The 21,576-nt window shown below is 69.9% G+C and carries 21 protein-coding genes; 1 reads left to right on the forward strand and 20 read right to left on the reverse strand.

Annotation, left to right across the window (positions count from 1 at the left end; genetic code table 11):
- Positions 1-7 precede the first annotated feature (7 nt).
- The gene (locus ACFMRZ_RS08630) at positions 8-1,210 is read right to left on the reverse strand and encodes a cytochrome P450 (protein WP_280368814.1); all 1,203 of its coding nucleotides are present in this window, start codon (positions 1,208-1,210) and stop codon (positions 8-10) included.
- 134 nt (positions 1,211-1,344) lie between these two features.
- Positions 1,345-2,466, reverse strand: a complete 1,122-nt coding sequence (locus ACFMRZ_RS08635) for an MFS transporter (RefSeq protein WP_400178631.1) — start codon at positions 2,464-2,466, stop codon at positions 1,345-1,347.
- Between the two features lie 78 nt (positions 2,467-2,544).
- Here ACFMRZ_RS08635 and ACFMRZ_RS08640 point away from each other — a divergent pair, with 78 nt between their 5' ends.
- The gene (locus ACFMRZ_RS08640) at positions 2,545-3,465 is read left to right on the forward strand and encodes a LysR family transcriptional regulator (RefSeq protein WP_400178632.1); all 921 of its coding nucleotides are present in this window, start codon (positions 2,545-2,547) and stop codon (positions 3,463-3,465) included.
- Between the two features lie 64 nt (positions 3,466-3,529).
- Here ACFMRZ_RS08640 and ACFMRZ_RS08645 read toward each other — a convergent pair whose 3' ends face one another.
- The 18 genes from ACFMRZ_RS08645 to ACFMRZ_RS08730 all read right to left on the reverse strand — a co-directional run bounded on the left by ACFMRZ_RS08645 (position 3,530) and on the right by ACFMRZ_RS08730 (position 21,546).
- Entirely contained in the window at positions 3,530-4,843 is a 1,314-nt protein-coding gene (locus tag ACFMRZ_RS08645; RefSeq protein WP_400178633.1) for an APC family permease, read from the reverse strand.
- Complete coding sequence (locus tag ACFMRZ_RS08650; RefSeq protein ID WP_400178635.1) at positions 4,840-5,253, reverse strand: VOC family protein; 414 nt, start codon at positions 5,251-5,253, stop codon at positions 4,840-4,842. Before ACFMRZ_RS08650 ends, ACFMRZ_RS08645 begins: the two co-directional genes overlap by 4 nt.
- A gap of 21 nt (positions 5,254-5,274) precedes the next feature.
- The gene (locus tag ACFMRZ_RS08655; RefSeq protein ID WP_400178637.1) at positions 5,275-6,003 is read right to left on the reverse strand and encodes an ArsR family transcriptional regulator; all 729 of its coding nucleotides are present in this window, start codon (positions 6,001-6,003) and stop codon (positions 5,275-5,277) included.
- An 84-nt stretch (positions 6,004-6,087) separates the two neighbouring features.
- Positions 6,088-7,326, reverse strand: coding sequence for a cytochrome P450 (locus ACFMRZ_RS08660; protein ID WP_400178638.1), 1,239 nt, complete (start codon positions 7,324-7,326; stop codon positions 6,088-6,090).
- A 43-nt stretch (positions 7,327-7,369) separates the two neighbouring features.
- The gene (locus tag ACFMRZ_RS08665; protein WP_280273930.1) at positions 7,370-7,564 is read right to left on the reverse strand and encodes a ferredoxin; all 195 of its coding nucleotides are present in this window, start codon (positions 7,562-7,564) and stop codon (positions 7,370-7,372) included.
- Between the two features lie 13 nt (positions 7,565-7,577).
- The gene (locus tag ACFMRZ_RS08670; RefSeq protein WP_400178639.1) at positions 7,578-8,822 is read right to left on the reverse strand and encodes an NAD(P)/FAD-dependent oxidoreductase; all 1,245 of its coding nucleotides are present in this window, start codon (positions 8,820-8,822) and stop codon (positions 7,578-7,580) included.
- Positions 8,823-8,871: 49 nt separating this feature from the next.
- Positions 8,872-9,519: a TetR/AcrR family transcriptional regulator gene (locus ACFMRZ_RS08675; protein ID WP_400178640.1), complete on the reverse strand. Its 648-nt coding sequence runs from the start codon at positions 9,517-9,519 to the stop codon at positions 8,872-8,874.
- 149 nt (positions 9,520-9,668) lie between these two features.
- Positions 9,669-10,505 carry an SDR family NAD(P)-dependent oxidoreductase gene (locus ACFMRZ_RS08680; protein ID WP_400178641.1) on the reverse strand — a complete coding sequence of 279 codons (837 nt, stop codon included), beginning with the start codon at positions 10,503-10,505 and terminating at the stop codon, positions 9,669-9,671.
- On the reverse strand, positions 10,502-11,329 hold the full coding sequence (locus ACFMRZ_RS08685) for an alpha/beta fold hydrolase (protein ID WP_400178642.1): 828 nt from the start codon (positions 11,327-11,329) through the stop codon (positions 10,502-10,504). Before ACFMRZ_RS08685 ends, ACFMRZ_RS08680 begins: the two co-directional genes overlap by 4 nt.
- Positions 11,326-12,555, reverse strand: a complete 1,230-nt coding sequence (locus ACFMRZ_RS08690; protein ID WP_400178643.1) for a 3,4-dihydroxy-2-butanone-4-phosphate synthase — start codon at positions 12,553-12,555, stop codon at positions 11,326-11,328. The genes ACFMRZ_RS08685 and ACFMRZ_RS08690 overlap by 4 nt, the downstream gene beginning before the upstream one ends.
- Entirely contained in the window at positions 12,552-13,166 is a 615-nt protein-coding gene (locus ACFMRZ_RS08695) for an NADPH-dependent FMN reductase (protein WP_400178644.1), read from the reverse strand. The genes ACFMRZ_RS08690 and ACFMRZ_RS08695 overlap by 4 nt, the downstream gene beginning before the upstream one ends.
- A gap of 21 nt (positions 13,167-13,187) precedes the next feature.
- A complete protein-coding gene (locus tag ACFMRZ_RS08700; protein ID WP_280273923.1) occupies positions 13,188-14,183 on the reverse strand; it encodes a cyclase family protein in 996 nt (331 codons plus the stop codon).
- On the reverse strand, positions 14,184-14,990 hold the full coding sequence (locus ACFMRZ_RS08705) for a coniferyl-alcohol dehydrogenase (RefSeq protein WP_280273922.1): 807 nt from the start codon (positions 14,988-14,990) through the stop codon (positions 14,184-14,186).
- Positions 14,991-15,017: 27 nt separating this feature from the next.
- Positions 15,018-16,316, reverse strand: a complete 1,299-nt coding sequence (locus ACFMRZ_RS08710; protein WP_280368772.1) for an LLM class flavin-dependent oxidoreductase — start codon at positions 16,314-16,316, stop codon at positions 15,018-15,020.
- Complete coding sequence (locus ACFMRZ_RS08715) at positions 16,313-18,064, reverse strand: FAD-binding protein (RefSeq protein WP_400182806.1); 1,752 nt, start codon at positions 18,062-18,064, stop codon at positions 16,313-16,315. The genes ACFMRZ_RS08710 and ACFMRZ_RS08715 overlap by 4 nt, the downstream gene beginning before the upstream one ends.
- A gap of 2 nt (positions 18,065-18,066) precedes the next feature.
- Complete coding sequence (locus tag ACFMRZ_RS08720) at positions 18,067-19,038, reverse strand: 3-carboxyethylcatechol 2,3-dioxygenase (protein ID WP_400178646.1); 972 nt, start codon at positions 19,036-19,038, stop codon at positions 18,067-18,069.
- Entirely contained in the window at positions 18,995-20,680 is a 1,686-nt protein-coding gene (locus tag ACFMRZ_RS08725; protein WP_400178647.1) for a bifunctional 3-(3-hydroxy-phenyl)propionate/3-hydroxycinnamic acid hydroxylase, read from the reverse strand. The genes ACFMRZ_RS08720 and ACFMRZ_RS08725 overlap by 44 nt, the downstream gene beginning before the upstream one ends.
- Complete coding sequence (locus ACFMRZ_RS08730) at positions 20,677-21,546, reverse strand: alpha/beta fold hydrolase (protein WP_400178648.1); 870 nt, start codon at positions 21,544-21,546, stop codon at positions 20,677-20,679. The genes ACFMRZ_RS08725 and ACFMRZ_RS08730 overlap by 4 nt, the downstream gene beginning before the upstream one ends.
- Between the last annotated feature and the right edge of the window lie 30 nt (positions 21,547-21,576).

Here is a 21,576-nt window from a genome sequence, read left to right on the forward strand (position 1 = left end):
ACGCGGATCAGGATGTGCTGGCGGGCATTGTCTCCCAGCCGCGGACGGTGGACGTGGGTGACAATTTGGCGTTGTCCAGGTCCACCTCCCAGCGCGGGAAGCGGGACAGGATCTCCTCCAGGGCGATTCGGCCCTCGAGCCTGGCCAGGGCGGAGCCCAGGCAGTAGTGCGTGCCCACGCTGAAGGTCAGGTGCTGGCGGGTGTCGCGGTGAATGTCGAAGACGTCGCCGTCGGGCGGGAACTGGCGTTCGTCGCGGTTGGCGGCGCCGATGAGCAGCATCAGGGCGCTGCCCTGCGGCACCGTGCGGCCGTGGATCTCGACGTCGCGGGTCACATAGCGCGCGACATGCGGTGCGGGCGGCTCGAATCGGAGTAGTTCCTCGACCGCGTTGGGAATGAGCCGTGGGTTCTCGACCAATTCGGCCCGTTGGTCGGGATGCTCGGCGAGTACCTTGCCCGCCCAGCCGATCAGCCGCGTGGTGGTTTCATTGCCCGCGCCGGACACGACGTTCACGTAGGTCAGCAGTTCGTCGCGGGACAGCCGCCGCACCGTACCCGTCTCGTCCTCGAACTCGACATTGAGCAGCTCGGTCATGATGTCGTCGGAGGGGTGCTCGGCCCGCCAATCGATGTAGGCGCCGAAGATGTCGCCGCCGACGAGGCCCTCCTCGGCGGCCTTCATCGGCTTGCCCTCCTCGGTGCGCATCTGCTCGTTCGCGAAGTCGCGGATGGCTTCCTGATCCTCTTCCGGGATGCCGAGCAGCATGCCGATGGTGCGCATCGGCATCTGCGCGCCGATGTCGGCGATGAAGTCCAGCCGCCCCGTGCCCACGTGCGGGTCCAGGCTGCGCGCACAGAACTCGCGGATCTTGACCTCGAGTTCGCGAATCTTGCGCGGAGTGAACATGCGCGACAACAGTTTCCGGTGAATGTCGTGGATCGGCGGATCCTCGAAGATCAGCACGCCGGGCGGCATCGTGATGTCGGCCTTGATCAGCTCGATGATCGCGCCGCGCGCGGAGCTGTAGGTCTTGTGGTCCAGCAGCGCGGCATTGACGTCCTGCCAGCGGCTCAACGCGTAGAAGTCGTGCTGCTCGTTGTAGTAGACGGGCAGTTCGTCGCGAATCCGCTTGAACATCGGGTAGGGATCGGCATTGAGCCGGACGTCGTACGGGTCGTAGTAGACGTCGCTGGTCGCGCTGGTGGTCACAGAGATTCACCTCTCGCAGAACTACATCTCGGTTCGCGGACGGGATTCAGCCGACACCGAGCCTCGGGGTAAGTGATCTCAGTGTAAATGCAACAATACCTTGCGGCAACTAACCTTCTCCTGCGAAGAGAGTGTCATTCTCGACGTGGTTCGGAGAGAACGGCCCGCCGCACAGACTGTCCGGCGAACGCGACCACGACCGCGACGACGCCGCCCGCCCCCAGGAAGGCGCCGGTGTAACCCAGGCCGCCGAGAGACCAGCCGAAGACGACGGCACCGAGCCCCAGCCCGCCGTCGTAGGCGATGTTCCAGATCGTGCTCGCCGCGCCGCTGCGCCCCTCGCCCAGCCGGCACAGTGTCAGCACGAACGAATCGTTCTGGCACGCACCGAATCCCGCGCCCAGCAGCGTCGCCCCGACGATCGACAGCACCGGCGCACTCGGGGCTGCCGCGACGAGCGCCAGCCCGGCCGCGCAACTCAGCACCGAACCTCGCAACAACCGACCCGGGCCGTATCGATCGCCGATCACTCCGGCACCGAGCCGCGCGAACACCAGGGCGACGGACGCCGCGAGCAACGCCCACGCCGCGATCCCCGCCTCCGGCAGTTCCACCGGCAGGAAGGTCGTCACCGCACCGAACGATGCCGCCGTCGCCACAAACAGCACGATCGGCGTGGCGATGGCGCGCCCGTCGGCCACCGATCCGGCCCGGAAGACCGCGCGCCGCCCGCCGGGCAACAGCGGGGCCAGCGCCGCACCGGCCAGGCAGGCGACCGCGGCCGCCCCGAATACCACTGGAAAGCCCCAGCTTCGGGCGATCCAGACGCCGCCGGCGAGCGCACCCAGATTGGGCAGCGCGGCGGCCACGCCGTACAACGAGGCCGACGACGACAGCTTCCCGCCGGGCGCCAGATCCGCGACGAGCGTCGCCCCGGCGGTCACCACGAGCGCGAATCCGATGCCGCGCACGGCCGTGATCGCCGTGATCGGCGCGAGGTCCGTGGAGAGCAGATACAGCGGCGTCGGCGCGCCGAGCAGCAGCGCCCCGCCAATGATCATGGTCCGCAGCGTGCAGAGCCGGAACAGCCACGGCACGGCCAGCTGTGTGGCGACGGTCGCGGCCATCATGACGCCGGTCGTGCCACCGACCGCCGCGCCCGTCGCGCCACCCGACGCGGCCCACAGCGGAACCACCGGCAGCAGCGCGGCGTAATCGACGAAGGCGAGAAAGGTCACCACCAGCAACACGAGCACAGGTCCAGCCTCTCGGCGGACTCGGTATTCTGTCCAACGATGAGTATCGATACCAGCGATCACGGATTGCGATAGCCCATGGATACGAGGCTCCTTCGCAGCTTCCTTGCCGTCGCGCGGACGGGAAGTTTCACCGGCGCGGCCGCCGAACTCGGCTTCACCCAGTCGACGGTGACCGGTCACGTGCAGAAGTTGGAGCGGCAGCTGGGCAGCCGGTTGCTCGACCGGCTGCCGACGCGCGTGGTCGTGACCGACGTCGGCGCGCGGCTGATCGAGCATGCGGAGGAAGTCCTCGCGGCGGAGGATCGGCTCCGGGCAATCGCGCTGGGCGGCAAGGGTTCTCGCCCGTCCGGTACGGTCCGGATCATCGCGCCGGAATCGTTGTGCACCTACCGCCTTCCCGGCGTGGTCCGCGCGGTGCGAGAGCGGGAGCCGGAGGTGCGGATCCGGCTGAGCCCCGGCGGCGTCGGCGACGCCTTGGACGCGGTGCGCCGCGGCACGGCCGACCTCGCCCTGACCATGGAGCCACAGCCGCCGATCACCGATCTCGCGCTCGAGCGGGTCGGCACGGAGCCGTTGCTCCTGCTCGACCACAGCGAGCGTGCCGGCGACCCGGTGACGTGGGCCGACCTGGCCGCCCGCGACGCCCTGCTCATCGAGGAGGGCTGCGGCTACAGCGACGATGTGGCGGCCCAACTCGCCGCGGCGGGCACGACCGCCGGACGCCACTCCCGCTTCGGCAGCATCGAGGCCATCAAGCGTTGCGCGGCAGTCGGTCTGGGCTGGACCGCCCTCCCCGCGATCAGCGCCGAGTCCGAAATCCGCGCCGGCACATTGACCGTCCTCGACGGCCCCGCACTCCCCCACTGCGCCATCCACCTGGTAACCCACCCGCGCCGCCACCACAGCCCAGCGCTGCACGTCGTGCTCGCAGAACTACGCCGAGCCTGGAACGGTGATGCCTTGTCTCCCAACGGTTCCGACTCCGCCGACGCGTGACACACCCTCTGTGCGAGTATCGCCAGAGACCGATGATCCAGGAATCATCGGCGGGCACGCGCAGTCATTCTTTTCCGGCATCGCTGGTGTGGTTGACCGGCCGATGTGCGCCGCGCTGCCGGATGCCGTACACGGCCGCTCCGGCCGCCAGCACCGCCGCGCCGGACGTCACCGAGGACAGCGGCAGTGTGAAAGCCAGTGCGAGGCAACCGATCAGGCCCAGGACCGGTACGGCGCGCGGCGGGCGGCCCTCGGCGGGGGTGAGGGTGTACGCGGAGGCGTTGGCTACGGCGTAGTAGAGCAGGACGCCGAACGAGGAGAATCCGATCGCCGCGCGCACGTCGGCTACGGCGGCCACCGCGGCGACGATCACCCCGACGGTGAGTTCGGCGCGGTGCGGCACGCCGAAGCGGGGATGGACCGCCGCCAAGCGGTGCAGCAGGTGGCGATCGCGAGCCATGGCCAGGGTGGTGCGGGAGACGCCGAGGACCAGCGCCAGCAATGAGCCCAGCGCCGCCACCGCGGCACCGGTCCGCACCACCGGCTCCAGCCAGTCCATACCGGCGGCCTGGACCACGCCCGACAGCGGCGCCACCGTCGCGGCCAGCCGCCCGGGTCCCAGCACGGCCAGCGCCGCGACGGCGACGATCGCATAGACCACCAGGGTGATGGCAAGTGCGAGGGGAATCGCGCGGGGGATCGTGCGGGCCGGATCGCGCACCTCCTCACCGAGAGTCGCGATGCGGGCGTACCCGGCGAACGCGAAGAACAGCAACCCGGCCGCCTGCAGCACACCGGCCACGGTGACATCGGATCCGAGCTCCAGGCGCGCCGCGTCGGCCGCGCCGGAACCGAAGGCGGCCACGACCACGGCGTCCAGCACGGTCAATACGACCGCGACGATTCCGCGCGTCACCCAGGCCGACTTCCGCACTCCCACATAGTTGATCGCCGTCAGCACGCCCACGGCGGCGACCGCGACCGCGTGCGCGTGCCGCGGCCACACATAGGTCCCGACGGTCAGCGCCATGGCCGCACAGGACGCGGTCTTGCCGACCACGAACGCCCACCCCGCCAGATACCCCCACCACTCGCCCAGCCGTTCGCGCCCGTACACGTAGGTCCCGCCCGAGGCCGGGTAGCGAGCGGCCAGCCGCGCCGACGAGGTGGCGTTGCAATACGCGACCGCCGCCGCGACGGCCAAGCCGATCAACAGGCCCGACCCCGCCGCACGAGCGGCCGGAGCCAGCGCGGCGAAGATCCCGGCGCCGAGCATCGCACCCAGCCCGATCACCACCGCATCGGCGAGCCCGAGACGGCGAGGCAACCGGCCCGATGTCTCGTGACCCGCCACCTCGGTGGAGTCGGGTTCCGTCATCCACGCGGGGCGGGACGGGGCGCGGGCTGAAACAGTTCGACGAAGTTGCCGGACGGGTCCTGCAGCAGAACCTGTTGTCCCCCTGGGCCGCTGAGGATGTCGTTGCGGAAGGTGACACCGGCTGCCCGCAGCCGCGCGACCTCGGCGGCGATATCGTCGACCACGAGCTGGATACGGTTCCAGCCCGCGCCGGGCACCGGGACGGCGCCGTCGGGCATCGGGCGGCCCGCGGAACTCTTGGGTCCGGCGAGCAGCAGCTGCAACGGGCCGCGGACGACGGCGGCGAATGCGGGCGCGGCATCGAAATCGACGGTGAAACCGAGGTGGGTGGTATAGAACTCCACAGCTTCGCGCACATCGTCGATGAGGTATCGGACGCGGGCGAGTTCGTTCGGTGCGGTGGTGGTCATGGTCGGGCCTCCTTGTCGTCCCTACAGAGCCAGGAACCCGATGCGGGTATCGAGTTCGGTTGCGATACGCCGGAATTCGGGATAGGCCGCCTCCTCGGTCGCCGCGGCGGCGGCCGGATCCGGCAGGCTCCAATGCGTCGTGACCGCCGCGCCGTGATCGCGCGGGACCTCGCGGATCTTGTCGCACAACGTGATCACGACATCGAAACGGCGACTCGCGATCTCCTCCAGCGACCGCGGCCGCCGGGGTTCGAAGTCGATGCCGAAGTGCTCGCGCAGCACGCGTTCGGTATTCGGGTGCATGGCGGGCTTGGGATGGCTGCCCGCGCTGGTCACCTCGACGCGTCCGCCACAGCGACGCCGCAGCAGCGCCTCCGCCATCGGTGAGCGTGCGCCGTTTCCGGTGCACAGGAACAACACCGAGCCGCCCTTCGGCCACTGCCGCTCGGCGGGCGCCAGCAAGGGATGCAGCGCGTCGGCCGCGTCACCGAATGCCGTGGCGCAGCGGGCCAGATCGAGGTGGTAGTAGCTGTCGCGACCGTCGAAACTACTGCGCCGCATCGTCACCAGACCGGCCGTGCGCAACAGCCGCAGGTGATAGGACACCAGGTTCTGCGGCTCGTCGACGGCCGCGACCAACTCTCGCACCCGTCGGTCACTGGACGCCAACTCGGTCATCAGCGCCCAGCGCAACGGGTGTGCCGCTATCCGCATGAGCAGCGGCACCGGTACTCGCGTCTGGGTTGCCACACGGGCAGAATACATCAAATGGATTTGATGTAATAGGGGTCGGCAGCGGCCGCTCAGTGGATCGGAACGAAGGCCTCAGCCGGGCTACCAGGCCACGGGCAGTTCGTAGATGCCGTACGCGAGACGGTCGTGTTTGAACTCCACCTTGTCGAACGGAATCGCCAGGTGCAGCGTGGGAATGCGGCGGACCAGGGTGTGGAAGACGATCTGCAGTTCGGCGCGGGCCAGCTGCTGCCCGACGCACTGGTGCGGGCCGAAGCCGAAGCCGACATGCAGGTTGGCGGGGCGGCGCAGGTCCAGCTTGTCCGGCTGTTCCCACTGCTTCTCGTCCCAGTTGGCCGGGGCCAGGTCGAAGATCAGGCCGTCACCGGCGTGGATCGTCTCGCCCGCGATCTCGATGTCGTCGATCGCGACCCGGCGCTGGCCGTTCTGGATGATGCTCAGATAGCGCAGCAACTCCTCGACCGCTCCCGCCACGACCTTCGGGTCGTCGGTGTCGCGCAGCAGCGCGAACTGGTCCGGGTTCTCCATCAGGGCCAACGCGCCGAGGGAGATCATGTTGGCGCTGGTCTCGTGGCCCGCGATGAGCAGCCCGGTACCGAGCTGGGCGGCCTCGCGCATGTCGATCTCACCGGCGCGCACCCGCTCGGCGATATCGGTCACCACGTCCTCGGCCGGTTCGTCCAGCTTCTTCTTGACCAACTCGACCAGATAGCGCGCCAGCTGCGAACGACCCTCCGCCGCTTGCTCTTTGGTCGCGAACCGGTCCACGTTCATGGTGGCGTGCAGCTGGAAGAACTCGTGGTCGTCGTAGGGCACGCCCAGCATCTCGCTGATCATCAGGGTCGGCACCGGAAGGGCCAGTCCCGCAACCAGATCGGCGGGCTGCGGGCCGTCGAGGATCTTGTCGATGTGCTCGTCGGTGATCTGCTGGATCACCGGGCGCAGCGCCTCGACCCGCTTGAACGTGAACGGCTTCGTGAGCATTCGCCGGTACCGGCTGTGTTCCTCGCCGTCGGTGGTGAACAGCGACTTGGGGCGGCTGTCCTTGATCGCCAGCATGCCCTCGTTCCAGTGCGGGAAGCCCGGGCGGTGATCGTCCACGCTGACACGGGGATCGGACATCAGCGCCTTGAACTCGGCATAGCCGGTGACCAGCCACGGCGTGCTGCTGTCCCAGATCCGCACCCGGTTGAGCGGCTTCTCGCGGCCCAGCCGCAGCGCCTGTTCGGGGGGCGCGAACGGGCAGCCGGCGGACCGGAGCATCGGATAGTCGGGGATGCCTGCCGTCGCGGCGGTGGCGTCGGTCAGTGTTTCGGACACGGTGACTCCTGTGGTCGGCTGCGGCGAACCGCAGGCTTTCGGTCTATTCCTCGACGTGGATGGCCATGGCGGGGCAGACCGCCGCCGCCTCCCGCACGTCGGCGGCGAGTTCGGCGGGCGGGTTCTCGTCGAGCAGTTCGACCACACCGTCGTCGTCGCGCTGATCGAATACGGCCGCGGCATGCATGACGCAGTGCCCGGCGGCAATGCATTTGTCCTGTTCGACAGTCACCTTCATCGGGACCTTCTTCCTACGGGGAGTGCGCTGGGGTGAGCGGCTCGCGGCGGGCATCCACGAGATGCTGACGCTGCATGCGAGCCTGTTTGGGCATGTTCCAGCCGAGCACGGCCGTGATCGCTCCGGCCCGCTCGTAGCGGGCGACGAAGCGGCCGGTCGCCGGGTCGCCGTCCACGACCGTGACCTGTGCGTCGGGCGTGATGGTGCCGTGCACCTGGATCTTGGCGTCGAACTGGTCGGTCCAGAAGTACGGGATCGGCCGGTAGACCCGCTCGGCGCCGACGATATTGGCCGCCACCACGCCCGCCTGTTCGGAGGCGTGCGTCCGATTCTCCAGGCGCACAGGCGCGTTCGCGTCCTGATCGTGCCAGCGGGCGACGTCGCCGACGGCGTATACACCCGCCGCGGCCCGGCAGCTGTCGTCGCAGACGACGCCGTTGGCCAGGGTCAGCCCGCTGCCCGCGAGCCAGTCGGTCGCGGGCACGGCGCCGATGGCGACGACGACCAGATCGGCGGGCAGCGTCTCGCCGGTCCGCAGCGTCACGCCGGCGACCCGACCATCGCGCTCGGTGAATCCGTCGACGCCCGCACCGAGCCGCAGCCGGACACCGTTGCGCGTGTGCAGTTCGGCCAGCCGCGCGGCGGCGAACTCGCCGAGTTGGGTCACCATCGGGGCGGACAGCGGGCCGGATATGGTGACGTCCAGGCCCAATTGCCTTGTGGTCGCGGCGATTTCCGCGCCCAGGACGCCCTCGCCTACGACGACCACCCGGGGCCGCGCCGGACCAGGGTCACTCGAGGCGTACCCGAGCCCAGCGGGGGTCAGCGCGTCACGCAATGCCAGGGCGTCGTCGAGGGTGCGCAGCACATGAACGCCGCGCAGACCGGGCACGGTCGGCAGCGTCCTCGGGGTGGCCCCGGTGGCTATCACGACCGCGTCGGTGGCGGTGATGGGTCCCGCCGTCGAGCGCACCGTGCGCCCGGCCACGTCGAGGGCGAGGGCCCGGTGCCCGAGCAGCAGTTCGACCTCCAGCCCGGCCAGCAGGCGCGGCGCGCGCAACAGGGTACGTTCGGGCCGCCAGGCGCCGGACAGGATCTGCTTCGACAGCGGCGGACGATCGTAGGGCAGATGCGGTTCCGCGCCCAGCATCGTGATCGCACCGCGGAAACCCTGGCGGCGCAGCGCTTCCGCCGTCGCCAGCCCGGCGGCCGCGGCGCCGACGATCAAGACACCCGTGCGGCGGGGGACTCTCGTCATCTCCCGACTTCCTTTCTGCGCGCGGCCGTTCGGGGCCGCGTGACGACGGTCATCGCGTGACCGGCGCCAGATAGAGCCCGGTGATCGCGTCGATCAAACCGGTCGCGGTCTCCTCCCAGCTCGCGCGGCCCAGCAGCGTGTCGTCGGCCAGCGCGCGCTCACGCTCGGCACAGGTGTGCACGATCAGCAAGCGCGCCATGGAGTTTCGCTCCCGGCGCAGTTCGGGTGACAGGCCCGGCAGGCTGCGCTGCAGGCCGTCCACCACGCGCACCAGCGACCGGGAGGCCAGCGACTCGTCCGACATCAGATCGCGGAAGACCGGGTCCGGCTGCAACTGCGCGCTGAAGCGCGCGTACCAGGTCGGATTGCCCAGGGCCGCAAGGTGTTCGGTGACCGGGCGGACCAGACAGCTCACCCAGTCCCGCAATTCGTCGGACTCCCCCACGCGCGCCACCATCTCCCGGCACAGTTGCTCGGTATGCGCGTGATGCCTGCGCACGATGGCCCGGACCAGGTCTGCCTTGGCGCCGAAGTGGTAGCCGACCGCGGCGTTGTTCCCTTGTCCCGCGGCCTCGCTCACCTGCCGGTTCGACACCGACGCGATCCCGCGCTCGGCGAACAGGCGTTCCGCGGCGACGAGAATGGCCTCGCGAGTCGTGGTGACCTGCTCGGCGCGGGATCTGTCGACCGTAGCCATGTCGGCTCCCTCCGGATCGCCGGCCCGGCCCGGACGGCGTGATGACCGCGCGGCCGCATCGGAATCTCGTTCTCGATTCCGAATACCGGCACTTCCAGTCAACGCCGCCGGGCGATTTAAGTCAAGCAGTTGAATTAACGCGAGCATGATCAGCTACGGGCGGTGACGGACTGCTCCGCGGGCTTCTTGCGCGGCTTGAGCGGCTTACCGGCCACCGTGCCGCCGTCCACGGGCAGCACCGTTCCCGTGACGTATGCCGAAAGGTCGCTGCCGAAATACAGCACCGCCTCCGCGACATCCTCCGGTGTGCCCTCGCGCGGCAGCGGCCGGTCCTCTTTCATCGACGCCCGCACCGACCGGGTGAACCGCTCGATGCGTTCGGCCGACATCGTGGTGGCCGACGCCGCGAGAAACGGGGTCGGCACGTTGCCGGGAGCGATGCAGTTGACCCGAATGCCGTACTGCGCCAACTCGATCGCCGCGGACTTGGTGAAGTGGATCACCGCGGCCTTGGAGGCCCGGTAGGTCTGCACGCCCCCGCCCGCCTGGACGCCGCCGATCGAGGACAGGTTGACGATCGACCCGCCGCCGTGGTCGACCATGTGCCGGGCCGCGAACTTGGTGCCCGCCATCACCCCGAGCAGATTCACCCCGAGGACCCGGTGGAAGTCGGCGAGGTCGTCGACCAGCAGGCTGGGATGCATGGCGCCCGGCACGCCGGCGTTGTTGCACATGACGTGCAGGCCGCCGAAGGTGCGTACCGCGAGGTCGATCAGCCGTTCGACCTGTTCGGGTTCGGCGACGTCGGTCTGCTGGAACACGACCGCGTCGCCGTAGCCGGCCACCGACTCCGCGCCGCGCTCGGGATCGAGGTCGCCGACGACGACGTTGGCGCCCGCGGCGACGAACCGTGCCACCGTCGCGGCGCCGATTCCGGAGGCGCCGCCGGTGACGACGGCGACCTTGCCGGTCAGTTCGTCGGTCATATGTCGTTCCTTTCGAGGAAGGTCAGCAGCAGGTCGTTGACGATCTCGGGCCGCTCGATCTGGGGGCAGTGCCCGGCCTCGGACACCGTCGCGTGGCGGGCGCCCGCGATCTGCCCGGCGATCTCCGCGGCCCAGCCCTCGGGGAGCAGTTTGTCGCCGGCTCCCTCGACGACGAGGGCGGGGACGGTGATGCGCTCGTACGCCCGCTTGCTCGACGGGCCGGGCGGCGGCTCGGCGCCCGGGCGGCGAAAACGGGCCGCCGCCAACGCTTCCCATGCGCCGGGGGCGATGCTCGCCTCGTAACGACGGCGCACGTAGGCCTCGTCCGCCGGGTAGGACGGGGAGTGGAACAGCGCCGTGACGATGCGGCGCATCCCGGCGAAGGTGGCGTCGTAGTCGTAGAGCGCGCGCATGTGCTCGTTGCTCTGGATCTCGCCGCCGCCGCAGATCGCCACCAGGCTCCGCATCGGCAGCCGGGGCGCGTCGGAGGTCGCGTCGACCAGCAGGTTGATCGCACCCATCGAATTGCCGACGAAATGCGCCGCATCGATGCCGAGCAGGGCGAGGAATCGCGCGACGTGCCGGATGCGCAGGCCGCGGCCGTCGGTGAAGTCGACCACCTTCGCCGACTCGCCGAAACCCAGCATGTCCGGCGCCAGCACCCGGTAGCGCTCGGCCAAGGCGTCGATCGTGTGCTCCCAGCCGATTTCGGCGCCGACCCCGAATTCACCGCCGTGCAGCAGCACGACCGGTTCACCCGATCCGGCCTCCAGGTAGCTGGTTGTCGAGCCGTCGACAACCAGGGTCCTGCGCTGTGCGTTCATGAGGCCCTTCCTATTTCGCCGGGGGCACCCGGGGTAGGCGGCCCGGTCTCCGCCCGGGAAGCGTTCTCCCACAGCGGAATAAGCTCGAGGATGCGCACGGGATCACTGGCGGAATCCGGGATATCGAGGACATGGGGGTCCGACCGCTGGGTGTGCCCAGGGCCGGTGGCCTGACCGTCGTCGGCGAGGAGCCGGATCTCGTGGAAGCCGAGTTCGTCCAGGATGTCGAAGGCGGTGCGGAGATCCCAGATCTCCAGGGGATGTGTTGCGGGATACGGTGTCTCGGTATTCCCGGACGGTGTCGGGCGGTGTGCGCGGCCGCCGCCGGTGCGGATGTAGACCAGCACACCGTGGCCCGCGCGGGCGATGCGGTCCACGGCGTGGTCGAGGCCGGTCCGACAGCCGCAGAGCCGGGAACCGAGCGCGTCACCGAACAGGCACTCCCCGTGGACTCGGACCAGCGGAGTGATACTCGAGACGGGATGCCCGTACACGAGCGCGATGTGCTCGCGGCCCAGCCCGTCGGTGAATCCGTACGCGCGGAACCTGCCTGCCGACAGGGGGATTCGCGCGGTGCCGCACCGGCGGACACGCGCCAGCTCACGGCGGCGATACGTGACGATATCGTCGATCGAGACGACCGGCAGCCGATGACGGCGGCCCAATTCGAGCAGTTCGGGCAGTTCCGCCAGCTCACCGTCGGCGGCACACACCTCACACAGCGCGGCAGCGGCCGCCATCCCCGCCAAGCCGGCGAGGTCGACAGCGGCCTCCGGCGGCGCGGGCGCCGCCAGCACTCCCCCGGCCGCACAGCCCAACGGAAAGACGTGGCCGGGACGCGTGAAGTCCGCCGGGCGGCTGGCCGGATCGGCCAGTGCCCGAATGGTTCTCGCGCGCTGCGACGCCCGCACCCCGGCGCTCTCGCCCGTGAGCCCCACCGGCATTCGGAACAACTCACGGCCCGGTCCGGTCGCCGTCGGATCGGCGGGCGGAATCTCGAGCCGGTCCAGCGCCGCCGACGGCACCGCCACCTGCACCAGCCCGCGCCCGACCGTCGTCATGGCATTGACCGCCTCGGCCGTGGCGTGTTCGGCGGCCAGCACCAGATGGCCGCGATACCCGCCGTTCTCGGCGCCGACCACGAGCACCATGCGCCCACCCCGCAGCGCGGCCACGGCGGCAGCCACCGAACGCCCCACGACCGCCCCGCGGGGTGGGACGCTCACGCCCGTACTCCGCCGGTCGGGGCGAAGGTCAGCACCTGGGTGGCCAGTACTTCCAGTTGGGCGCCGACGGTGTCGTCGGTGAGGGCGCCGTCCGGTCCCCAGATCGGCTCGGCGGAGTTGATCGCGACGCCCAAGGGGGTGGGCCAGGCGCGCAGGGCGTGGCCGATCGAGCGGAGCTGGCCCAGGGTGCCGACGGCTGCCTGCCAGCCGTAGGCGCAGGTGATGCAGCCCCACGGCTTGTTGTCGAGGTAGACCGTGGGGTCGCCGCGCAGATCCTCGATGTAGTCGAGGGCGTTCTTCACCATGCCGGAGATGCCGCCGTGGTAGCCGGGCGAGGCGATCACCACGGCGTCGGCGCGGCGCAGCGCGTCGACGAGTTCGGTCGCGCCGGGCGTGCGGCTCGCGTCGTACGGGTTGTACATGGGCAGGTCGAGCGCGGCGCCGCAGAACAGCGCGGTGCGCCCGCCCTGGCGCTCGACCGCCGTCAGGCAGTGCCGCAGCGCGCGCTCGGTCGACGAATCCGCGCGCAACGTGCCGCCGACGCCGACGACGAACGGCCGTCCCTCGTCGATGCCGACGGCGGTGGTCGCGTTTGTCGTACTTGCAGTCACAGCCGGAACCTCCTGGTTGGCTTACTTGATGGCGATCGGGTTGAGCGGCGAGCCGACGGCGCCGACGACCCGCAAAGGCGGTGCGATCAGCTGGAATTCGTAGACGCCGTCCGCCGCGCAGTCGGCGGCGAGCGCGGTCAGGTCCCAGTACTCGCCGAGCATCAGGCCCATATCGCGCAGGCACAGCATGTGCATCGGCAGGAAGGTGCCCTCGACCCCGGAGACGACGTCCTCGACCATCAGGTTGTCCGCCGCCACCGCCGCGACCTCGCGTTCGTGTAACCACTTGGCGCACATCCAGTCCAAGCCCGAGTACGGCTCGGCGCCGTCGCCGGTTTCGGCGAATCGGGCCTGCCAGCCGGTGCGCACGAGCACGATGTCGCCGCGGCCGACCTCGACGCCCTGGGCGCGCGCGACCTCGTCCAATTCGTCCGGGGTGATGGGATTGCCCGGCTCCAGGAACACGTCGGCGCCGCGGTGGCGGACCAGGTCCAGCAGCACGCCGCGGCTGGTGATGCCCTTGCCGTCGACCTTCTCGATGCCGCAGTGGAACGCACCGGCGCTGGTCACCGAGTCGGCGGGGAAGCCGTTGTACAGCTTGTCGTCGTAGTACACGTGCGACAGCGCGTCCCACTGGGTCGCGGCCTGCAACGGCATGATGATCATGTCGTCGTTGAACCGGAACGGATTGTCCTCGCCCGCGAAGAAGCCGCCGAACTCCTGGCCGAACCCGTTGCCCGCCCACTGTGGCCCGTATTCGGCCATCGTCCGCGCGTCGCCGCCGTCGACGGTCATCACGTGCACGGGGTTCTGCCGGAACTTGAACGCGCCCTGCGGCCCGGACGAGTCGAAGTCGATGCCGAGTGGGAACACCCGGCCGTGCCGCACCAGCCGCGCCGCCGCGGCGATCTTGTCGGGGGTGATGAAGTTGAGCGTGCCGAGTTCGTCGGCGGCGCCCCAGCGACCCCAGTTGCTCACTTCCGCTGCGACGCGCCGGAATTCGGTCAGGCTGGCCATTTATGATTCTCCTTCGGTGATTCGCGCGGCCACGTTGCCGCCGTCCACCCACAGCACCTGTCCGGTCACATAGCTCGCGGCCCGGCTGTTGAGGAACACCAGGACGGCCGCCTGCTCGTCCGGCTCGCAGACCCGGCCGAGCGGTTTGGGGATGGTGTCGAGATACTGCGGCCCGTACGCCGAGCGCAGCTGGTCCAGGATCGGCGTCTCGGTGACGCCCGGTCCCGTGCAATTGATCCGGATGCCGCGCGCCCCGAGGGGCACGGCCTGCCGCATCGTGTAGTAGATGATCGCTTCCTTCGACAGCCGGTAACCGCCGTCGGCGAGGGCGTCGGGATTGCCTTCGCACCAGGCGATTCCGTCCGCCATGCCGGTGGTGTCGAGCAGGCCGAGGACCTGCTCCCGGTGCGCGAGGTACCCGGCGGCGGCGAGCGAGGAGACGCTCACGACCGTCGATCCCGGGGCCATCGCCGCGGTGAGCGCGTCGGTGAACCGCCGCAGGCCGAGGAAATTGATCGTGACGACCCGCAGCGGGTCCCCGATGCCCGACGAGACCCCGGCGACGTTGAACAGCGCGTCCACCGGACCGCCGACCGACTCGACGGCCCGGTCGATCGACGCGGCGTCCGACATGTCGACCTGCTGGAACTCGTCGAGTTCGGTTGCGGGCGTGGCGATGTCGAGCCCTACGACCTCGCCGCCGAGGTCACGGACCTGAGCCGCCACACACGCGCCGATCCCGGAGGCGCAGCCGGTCACGACGACCCGCCGGCCGTCGTAGCGCCACAGTTCGTCCACACGTCCCACGTCGGGCACCTCGTCCTCGCGGTCCGGCTACTGCTCGTCCTTGGCGCGCTGCGCCGCCTGCACCCGGCCCTCGTTGATCTCGGCCATGGCCTCGGGGATCTCGCTGGCGGTGAACTTGCCGCCGCGGCCGGTGGGCAGGCCGCCGAAGGCATAGGACTCGTCGAATGCGGGCGAGGCCAACGGCTTCCGCCGCGCCTCCACCTTCTCGATGATCGGCTCGAGCCGCTTGGCCTTGGCCGCGACCGCCTTCTCGTCGCGTTCGATGAACTCCGGCAGCACCTGCTTGCCCATCAGCTCGATCGACTCCATGGTGCCCTCGTGGCTGCGCGGGTTGAGCAGCAGGATGATCTCGTCCACGCCGCTCTCCTCGTAGCCGCGCAGGAATTCGCGCACGGTGTCCGGCGAGCCGATCGCGCCGCGGCCGGGGCCGTAGGCCAGCGTCTCGTCCTCCTTCACCGCGTCGAGGTAGCGGTCCCAGACGCCGGTGCGGCCGGGGGTGTGCTGGCCGGTCATGTAGTAGTGCATGATGCCGAAGGAGAAGAAGCCGCCACCCACGTCGAGCCGCCGCAGGGCCTGCTCGTCGGTCGGCGCGACCATCATCGACAGGTCGCCGCCGATGGCGAGGATGTTCGGATTGAGCTGCGGGATGGTCGGTTCGGCCTTGTCCTCGAACTCCTGGTAGTAGCCGCGCACGCGCTCGGCGAGCGGCCCGGGGCCGGTGTAGGCGAAACTCAGTGCGCCGATGCCCTTCTGGGCCGCCATCTGCACCGACGACGGCCGGGTACACGCCACCCAGACGGGCGGGTGCGGCAGCTGCTGCGGCTTGGGAATCACGTTGCGCGCGGGCATTTCGATGTGGTTGCCCTTGAAACCGGTGAACGGCTCCTCGATCATGCAGCGGATGGCGACGTCGAGGGCCTCCTCCCACTGGCCGCGCTTGTCGGCGGGGTCGATGTTGAACCCGCCCAGCTCACCTACCGACGACGATTCGCCGGTGCCGAATTCCACGCGCCCGTTGGAGATCCGGTCCAGCGTCGAGACCCGCTCGGCGACCCGGGCGGGGTGGTTGATGGCCGGCGGCATGTGCATCACGCCGAAGCCGAGGCGAATGTCCTTGGTGCGCTGGCTCGCCGCGGCGAGGAACATCTCCGGCGCCGTGGAGTGGCAGTACTCCTCGAGGAAGTGGTGCTCGGTGAGCCACACCGTGGAGAAGCCCGCCTTGTCGGCGGCCTCCACCTCGTCCAGGCCGTCCTGGAACATTTCGCGCTCGTCGTCGTGGGTCCACGGCCGCGGCAGCGCGAATTCGTAGAACAGCGAGATCTTCATGTGCTTCCTCCGTTGGAATGAGACGTCATGTGCTGGGCCGCTATGTATCCGAATGTCATCGCGGGCCCGATGGTCGCGCCCGCGCCGGCGTAGCTGCGGCCCATGACCGCCGCGGACGTGTTACCGGTCGCGTACAGACCGGGAATGGGGGTGCCGTCCGCGCGCAGCACCCGGGCGTGCTCGTCGGTGCGCAGACCGCCCGAGGTGCCCAGGTCGCCGGGGACGATCCGGAACGCGTAGTACGGCGGCTTGCCGATCGGATACAGATTGGGGTTGGGCAGCGTCGGATCGCCGTAGTAGTTGTCGTAGACGCTGTCACCGCGATCGAAGTCGTCGTCGTGGCCCTTGCGCGCGAGTTCGTTGAATCGTTCCGCGGTGGCGCGCAGGCGTTCCGGCGGGACATCGATCTTGGCCGCCAGTTCCTCCCACGTGTCCGCGGTCTTGACCACGCCCGACTCCAGCCAGGCGCGCGGCATCTTCCGGCCGGTGGGCACGGGCGCGAACGGCACGGTGGGAATCGGCAGATGTCCCGCCACGACATACCGGCGCCACGAACGCGTGTCGGTGACGAGCCAGCTCGGGATGTGCGTGACGCCCGACTTCTGGCCCTCGATCATCGCGTGCCCGAAGTCCATGTAGGGCGCGGCCTCGTTGATGTACCGCTCGCCCGCGCCGTTGACGATGAACTGGGACGGCATCATGCGCTCGTTGAGCATGAATTGCATACGGCCGTCGGGCCATTGGATGGCGGGGAACCACCACGCCTCGTCCATCAGATCGGTGCCCGCGCCGACCTGCTCGCCCGCGCGGATGCCGTCGCCCACCGACGCCGGATTGCCGAAACTCCAGTCCTGGTCGATAACTGGTTCCAGCTCCTTGCGCCAGGCCATGTCGTGCTCGAAGCCGCCGGTCGCCAGGATCACGCCGCGCTCGGCGCGGATGCGCAGTTCGCGGCCGTCCCTCTCGATGACCGCGCCCACCACCGCGCCGTCGGCGCCGGTGATCAGCGCGGTCATCGGGGCGTCGAGCCACAGCGGAATGTCGTGCTCGCGCAACGCCAGTCGCAGCCGGGCCACCAGCGATTGGCCGATGGCGGCGATCCGGTCGCCGAACACCCGGGCCCGGAACATCCGCCATACCAGCTTCACCAGCACGGCCTTGCCCCGCCAGTGCTGGCGGACCTGGTAGAACAGCCGAAGATCCTTGGGGCCCAGCCAGATTCCCTTGGGCGCGAGGGCCAGCGGGCGCAGCAGCAGTTCCTCGTCGGGACCGAGTTCGCGCAGATCGATGGGCGGCACGTTGATGGTGCTGCCCTCGGGCGAGCCGCCGGGCAGTTCCGGGTAGTAGTCGGCGTAGCCGGGCTTCCACACGAATTCCAGCCAGTCGCTGCGGTTCTCGAGGAACTCCATCATCTCCGGCGCGCGTGCCACGTAGGCGCGCAACCGCTCCTCGCTGACCAGGCCCTCGGTGATCCGGCGCAGGTACTCCACGACGTCCTCGGGGTCGATCCGATACCCGTCGCGGCGCTGGGCCGGTGCGCCCGGCACCCAGATGCCGCCGCCCGACAGCGCGGTGGAACCGCCGTAGTGCGAGGACTTCTCGACCACGAGGGTGTCCAGCCCCTCCGCCTCGGCGGCGAGCGCCGCGGTCAGCCCGCCGCCACCGGACCCGATGACCAGGACGTCGACGGTGTGGTCGAAGTCGTCGCGCGGTGCGGCGGAGGTCGCCGGAGCGCCTTCGGGTTCCACGGTCACGGTTGCCTCCCGGAGGTCGAGTCGAGGTCGTGCACGGGCAGCGCGGTCCGCACGGCGAAACCGGCGATCAGCGCGGGCGCGGGCCGGTAGTAGCGCACCGCGGTCCGGTACGGTCCCTGGCTCGCGAGGGCGGCGAAGGCCGCCACCCAGGTGCGCACCTCGTGCGCGGAGTTCCCGGCGACCTCGGTGATCCAGGCGTTCTCCCAGGTGTCGAACTCGCCGAGGCGGCCGTCGTCGAGCGCGGCGAGGAAGCCGCGGTCCCACTCGGGATTGAGCGGGCGCAACGATCCACCGCCCGTGGCGAATTCGCGGGCGGCCTCGATCACCCTCTCCTGCCTGGCGAGTCGCTGTCGCGCCGTCATCGTGCCGCCGTGCAGGATGCGTTCGCGGGCGGGACCGGTCGCGGTGGCCAATGCCGGCACCGGCGGATCGTGCGAGAGGCCGCCGGAACCGAGCACCAGGACCCTTTTGCCGAGGGTCGAAAGATGCTGTCCCACAGCCGCTCCCAGCGCCGAAGCCCGCCGCAGCGGTCCGAGCGGGACCGCGACCGAGTTCACGAAGATCGGCACGACCGGCCGGGCCGTCGCCGCGCCCAGCAGCCGCTGCAACGGCTGTACGGTGCCGTGGTCGACCTCCATCGTCATCGACACGGCCACGTCCACCCCCGCCGCGAGCACCGACTCGGCCAGCTCGCGGGCCAGCTCGGCGGGCACGTCGAGGGCGCCGGCGTGGGTGCCGTAGTCCCCCACCCCGGTCGCCGCCGTACCGACGCAGAACGGGGGCATGAGCTTGTAGAAGAACCCGTTGTAGTGGTCCGGCGAGAACGTCACCACCAGTTCGGGATCGAACTCGCGCACGAACTCCGCGGCCCGGTCGAGCGCCGACTCGATATCGTCGAGCAGGTCGCGTTCCGGTCCGGGGAGATCAAGCAGAGGGCTGTGCGAGACGCAGCACAGGGCCAGCGGCATCGTGTCCTCCTCCCGGTCGGAGCGTGAGGGTGCGCAGCAGGTCCGCGCTCAGTTCCGGGGCCAGCTGCGCGATGGTCGCGCCCGCCACGCAGTGATCCGGCCGCAGGAACAGCACGGAGTCGCGCTGGCCGTCGAACCACTTCTTCAGCGCGCCCGCGCGGTCGCCCAGCACCAGGACGTCGGGATCGTCGTGACCGGTCCAGTGCAGCTGGGTCACGGGCCGCGCCTCGAAGAACCGCGCGCCCAACGCCTTCCACGCCTCGAACGCCGCGGCGCCGAGCACCTCGCGGGGCCGGTTGTTCCAGCACAGCACGGCGAACCGAGGTCCGAGCGCGTCATCGAGCAGCAGGTTCGCGTGCTCGCGGGTGTCCACCCGGGGCTGGATGAACAGCGTGCCGACCGCCGAATCCGGGGACCGGGACCAGGTGTGCACCACCGCGCCGCGGTCGTAGCGCGGCATCGGCTTGAACCGCATGCCGAGCACATAGCGCCGCACCGGCGGCACCGCGGCGGCCGCCCGGACCAGCACGTCACGCACCGCGGCGACCTTGCGGTCGGTCGGCGAGATGACCTTGCCGACCATCGTCGACAGGTCGATCATGGCGCGGGCGTGCTTGCGGCGCTCCAGGTCGTAGCTGTCGAGCAGGGCGTCCCCGGCGTGGCCCTGCACCACCGCGGCGAGCTTCCAGCCGAGGTTGGCCGCGTCGCGGATGCCGCTGTTGTAGCCCTGGCCCTGCCACACCGGCATCAGGTGCGCGGCGTCGCCCGCCAGCAGCAGGCGGCCCTTGCGGAAGGCACTCGCGATGCGCGAATGATGCGTGTACACCCGGCGGCGGATCACATCCAGACGGTCGGGGTGCGGGACGAACGGCGCCACCATCCGCGCCACGAACGCCGGATCCTCGGCCAGTTCGTCGGATTCGTGGTCATGGATCATGAATTCGAAGCGGCGGATGCCGTGCGCGATCGACACCGACACGTACGGCCGCGCCGGGTCGGCGCCGACCTCACTGTTGGGGTGCCCCAGCGGATCCGATGCCAAATCCACGACCAGCCACCGCGTCGAGGAGGTGGTGCCCTCGAACGCCACTCCCATCTGCCGCCGCGTCGCGCTGCGTCCACCGTCGCAGCCGACCACGTACCGCGCGGTCACGGTGGACGTGCCGGACTCGGCCGTCAGTTCCGCGGTCACGCGCTCGCCGGACTCGGCGCAGGAGGTCATGGCCGTGCCCCACACCACCTCGACGTGCTCGAACCGGTCGAGTCCGGCGAGCAGCTCGGCGTCGACCAGCGGCTGCACGAAGCCGTTGCGCTTGGGCCAGCCGAATGAGGCGTCGCTCGGGGCGATCTCGGTGAGCAGCCGACCCTTGCCGTCGACGAACCGCATGATCTGGTTCGGTGTCGTGTGCGGCAGGATCTGTTCGACGAGCCCGATCGATTGGAAGGTGCGCAGCGACTCGTCGTCGAGTCCGACGCCGCGCGGGTAGTCGATGAGCGTCGGCCGCTCCTCGATCACCCGGGTGCGCACGCCGTACATGCCGAGCATGTTCGCCAGCGTCAGGCCGACCGGGCCCGCCCCGACCACCAGCACGTCGACGTCGACAGCCGAAGCGGTTGCGGCGGAACTGTTCTGCTCGGTCACGGCCGGCCGCCCAGCAGGAATTCCAGATGCAGGGCGTTGAACGCCTTGGGGTCCTCGTACTGCGGCCAGTGGCCGCAGCCGGGCAGCACCTCGAAACGCGCGCCCGGAATCATCGACGCCATCCGCCTGCCCTCGGTGACATCGGCGGTGGGGTCGTCACTGGTCCAGAGCACCAGTGTCGGCGCGGTGATGCGGCCGTAGTCGTCCGGCCCCAACAGATTTCGCTGCCGGATCTCGGGATCCTGCAGCGCCATGATGTCGCGCATGGCGGCGACGAAACCGGGCTGCCGATAGATGCGCTGACGGCTGGCTACCACGTCGTCGTAACTCTTCGACTTGTCGGCCATCAGCCATTTGATGCGCGCCTGCACCGTCTCCCAGGTCGGGTCGGTGACCGCGGCCATCGACAGCGTGACGATGCGCCGCATCACCTCCGGGTCGGCCTGCGATCCGCCCGCGGTGTTGAGCACCAGGCGCTCGACCCGGTCCGGGTGATCGATGGCGGTGCGCGCGGCCACCCAGCCGCCGAGCGATTCGCCGCTGACACAGGCCTTCCCGACGCCCACCGTGTCGAGGAACGCGATCAGGTGCGCCACATAGTGTTTCACCTCGAGCGGATGGCCGGGGCGGGCGGTGTAGCCGTGGCCCAGCATGTCGATCACCCAGGTCGAGAAGTGTTCGGCGTGTGCTTCCAGGTTGCGGACATACGCCTCGACGTGCCCGCCGGACCCGTGCAGTAACACCAGCGCCGGCTTGTTCAAGTCGCCCGCGTGCAGGTAGCGCGTGCGCACGCCGCCGACCTCCAGATAGCCCTGCGTGAACGCGACGCCCTGCAGATCGCTCCAGATGCTTTCGTACTCAGACAAATTCGTTACCTCCGTGACCCCCGGGGCCGT

Source organism: Nocardia sp. N2S4-5 (genome assembly GCF_044628355.1).
In the GTDB taxonomy this organism is placed as follows: domain Bacteria; phylum Actinomycetota; class Actinomycetes; order Mycobacteriales; family Mycobacteriaceae; genus Nocardia; species Nocardia wallacei_B.

Bases quoted from the DNA above. Each gene is read 5' to 3' on its own strand.
- ACFMRZ_RS08640 (WP_400178632.1), top strand. From the start codon at position 2,545: ATGGATACGAGGCTCCTTCGCAGCTTCCTTGCCGTCGCGCGGACGGGA.
- ACFMRZ_RS08700 (WP_280273923.1), bottom strand. From the start codon at position 14,183: ATGGCCAGCCTGACCGAATTCCGGCGCGTCGCAGCGGAAGTGAGCAAC.
- ACFMRZ_RS08650 (WP_400178635.1), bottom strand. From the start codon at position 5,253: ATGACCACCACCGCACCGAACGAACTCGCCCGCGTCCGATACCTCATC.
- ACFMRZ_RS08675 (WP_400178640.1), bottom strand. From the start codon at position 9,519: ATGGCTACGGTCGACAGATCCCGCGCCGAGCAGGTCACCACGACTCGC.
- ACFMRZ_RS08665 (WP_280273930.1), bottom strand. From the start codon at position 7,564: ATGAAGGTGACTGTCGAACAGGACAAATGCATTGCCGCCGGGCACTGC.
- ACFMRZ_RS08720 (WP_400178646.1), bottom strand. From the start codon at position 19,038: ATGCCGCTGGCCCTGTGCTGCGTCTCGCACAGCCCTCTGCTTGATCTC.
- ACFMRZ_RS08680 (WP_400178641.1), bottom strand. From the start codon at position 10,505: ATGACCGACGAACTGACCGGCAAGGTCGCCGTCGTCACCGGCGGCGCC.
- ACFMRZ_RS08710 (WP_280368772.1), bottom strand. From the start codon at position 16,316: ATGAAGATCTCGCTGTTCTACGAATTCGCGCTGCCGCGGCCGTGGACC.
- ACFMRZ_RS08685 (WP_400178642.1), bottom strand. From the start codon at position 11,329: ATGAACGCACAGCGCAGGACCCTGGTTGTCGACGGCTCGACAACCAGC.
- ACFMRZ_RS08670 (WP_400178639.1), bottom strand. From the start codon at position 8,822: ATGACGAGAGTCCCCCGCCGCACGGGTGTCTTGATCGTCGGCGCCGCG.
- ACFMRZ_RS08645 (WP_400178633.1), bottom strand. From the start codon at position 4,843: ATGACGGAACCCGACTCCACCGAGGTGGCGGGTCACGAGACATCGGGC.